The sequence below is a fragment of the uncultured Campylobacter sp. genome (assembly GCF_938040115.1).
GTDB lineage: Bacteria > Campylobacterota > Campylobacteria > Campylobacterales > Campylobacteraceae > Campylobacter_A.
Genome location: NZ_CALHXD010000073.1, coordinates 1 through 1228 on the forward strand (window position 1 = coordinate 1; position 1228 = coordinate 1228).

The 1228-nt window shown below is 48.8% G+C and carries 2 protein-coding genes; both read right to left on the reverse strand.

The genetic code is table 11. The features are described 5' to 3' along the window. A partial coding sequence (locus Q0314_RS02855; protein WP_298056298.1) for an EI24 domain-containing protein occupies positions 1-380 on the reverse strand: 380 nt, incomplete at its 3' end. A gap of 399 nt (positions 381-779) precedes the next feature. Continuing rightward, positions 780-1228 (reverse strand): dUTP diphosphatase (locus tag Q0314_RS02860; RefSeq protein WP_298056300.1); only part of this gene is annotated, 449 nt, incomplete at its 5' end.

The window sequence follows — 1228 nt, forward strand, 5'->3', positions numbered from 1 at the left end:
TTTGCCAGCTGCGCCTCGTCCACGCGGTAGTGCCTGCGGTTTATCTCGCGGGCGATCGTCGGAGTGAGAAAGCCCGCAACCGCAAGCGCGCAAAAAACCGAAAGCATGACGACCAGATATGCGCCGACCGCGTAAAATATCGCGCCGATGAGCCATTTTGCGATGCCTAGGCTGAGGATTTTAGCCGCTATCGGATACTCGGCCAGCGCGCCTGAGTCGCCCGATACGGCCGCGTTTAGCGTCTCGTATAGCTCGCGGCCGCCAAACATTGCGATCGCTGCGATGATTAGCGCGGAAAAAACGAGCGGCAAGATAGAGAGCGCGATAAATTTGGGCGTGAAAAGGTCCTTTATCGAAAGGCGTAAAATATCAGTGAACAATGAATCTCCATTTGTTTAAATTTATGCCGTTTTGCGGCGAAAGGGGCGTTTGGGCACGTCGGCTTTTCTAAATTTGACGCACATTTTTTGCTTGATGTAAGCGGCGCGGCGAATACTTTTAGCGGCACACAAATTTAACGTACGCATAGACTTCGCGGCTAAATTTGACCGATTTAAAATAGGCTGCAAATTTAGTTAAATTTATCAAATTTGACCCGCTTTTTGTGGCGCTAGACTTGCATGCGGCGTAAATTTTTGCCGGCTAAACGGCAGGTTTTTTCAAGCACAGCTAAACCGTGCCCAAATTTAACCGCCCGCAACTTAAACTGCCTGGCGGCGAGTTAAATTTGCTAAATTTAACGATCCAAGCGCAAATTTAGCCCGCAAAGCCGTCAAATTTTATTTTACCGCCTTGTACTCGGCCTCTAGCGCGGCGTAGATATCATCCACGCTTTTTAGCCCGCGAGCTAGAATCTCGTTCATCACGGCGTTATCTTCTTTGCCGTTCCAGACCTTTTTATACGCACCCTCTTTGTAGCCGTGATCTTGGCGGAAGCGATTTAGCACGTTTTTACCTACGTAGCACTCGTAAAGCGAGCTAAGATTTACGCCGCATTTTAGGCTCATCGAGAAGTAAATTTTAAGCAGGTCAAAGAGCGAATACTCAAAGCCGGAGCACTTGTTTATGAGCATTTCGACGTCGTTTATGATCTCGTAGATGTTTTCATCAGCGACGTTAAACGGCTCGCGGCAAAACGCATCAAAGCCGCTGCTAGCGCAGATGTCGCTTGAGAGCTTTGCGATATCGCCGAGGTTATTTAGCTTGTACTGCTCGAGCATCAAGCTCA